General features: G+C 49.7%; 1 rRNA gene. It reads left to right on the forward strand.

The window, feature by feature from the left end:
• Nucleotides 1-143: 143 nt before the first annotated feature.
• Nucleotides 144-1,411: ribosomal RNA gene (locus tag ERL59_RS20415) — 23S ribosomal RNA — on the forward strand; the annotation flags it as partial.

Genomic DNA, 1,411 nt, shown 5'->3' on the forward strand with positions numbered 1-1,411 from the left:
TTTCAGTTTTGAGAGTGCAAGCTCTCAAGTAAGATATGTTCCTTGAAAACTAGATAGCGAAAGCAAAGAAACATTAGCAAATGGAATTCTCGAATTGAAATTCAATGCTTTAAAATGAGTGATCATTTAAAAGCGAACTTAATGGTTAAGCTATTAAGAGCACACGGAGGATGCCTAGGCGCTAGGAGCCGAAGAAGGACGTGGCGAACAACGAAATGCCTCGGGGAGTCGTAAGCAGACCTCGATCCGGGGATGTCCGAATGGGGGAACCCACGTACTGTAATAGGTACGTACCCTAGACTGAATACATAGGTCTAGTGGAGGCAGACCAGGGGAACTGAAACATCTAAGTACCCTGAGGAAGAGAAAACAAAAGTGATTCCGTCAGTAGCGGCGAGCGAACGCGGATTAGCCCAAACCAACAGGCTTGCCTGTTGGGGTTGTGGGACACTCCACATGGAGTTACAAAAGAATGGTTTAGGCGAAGGGTCTGGAAAGGCCAACCAAAGAAGGTAAAAGTCCTGTAGCTAAAAAATCATTCTCTCCGGAGTGGATCCCGAGTAGTGCGGGGCACGTGAAACCCCGTATGAATCTGGCAGGACCATCTGCCAAGGCTAAATACTCCCTAGCGACCGATAGTGAAGCAGTACCGTGAGGGAAAGGTGAAAAGGACCCCGGGAGGGGAGTGAAATAGAACCTGAAACCGTGTGCTTACAAGAAGTCAGAGCCCGTTTAATGGGTGATGGCGTGCCTTTTGTAGAATGAACCGGCGAGTTACGTTAGCATGCAAGGTTAAAGTGAAGAGCTGGAGCCGCAGCGAAAGCGAGTCTGAATAGGGCGATTGTAGTATGTTGACGTAGACCCGAAACCGTGTGATCTACCCCTGTCCAGGGTGAAGGTGAGGTAACACTCACTGGAGGCCCGAACCCACTTATGTTGAAAAATGAGGGGATGAGGTGGGGGTAGCGGAGAAATTCCAATCGAACTCGGAAATAGCTGGTTCTCCCCGAAATAGCTTTAGGGCTAGCCTTGGGGGTGAGTCGTGGAGGTAGAGCACTGATTGGGTGCGGGGCCCGTCAAGGGTTACCAAGCTCAGTCAAACTCCGAATGCCATAGACTTTAAACCCCAGGAGTCAGACGGTGAGTGCTAAGATCCATCGTCAAAAGGGAAACAGCCCAGACCATCAGCTAAGGTCCCCAAGTGTGTGTTAAGTGGGAAAGGATGTGGAGTTGCACAGACAACCAGGATGTTGGCTTAGAAGCAGCCACCATTGAAAGAGTGCGTAATAGCTCACTGGTCGAGTGACTCTGCGCCGAAAATGTAACGGGGCTAAACACACCACCGAAGCTATGGCTTGATACTTAGGTATCAGGGGTAGGGGAGCGTTGTGTACGGATAGAAGGTATACCG

It is taken from the genome of Chengkuizengella marina, assembly GCF_009910845.1.
Taxonomy (GTDB): Bacteria; Bacillota; Bacilli; order Paenibacillales; family KCTC-33759; genus Chengkuizengella; species Chengkuizengella marina.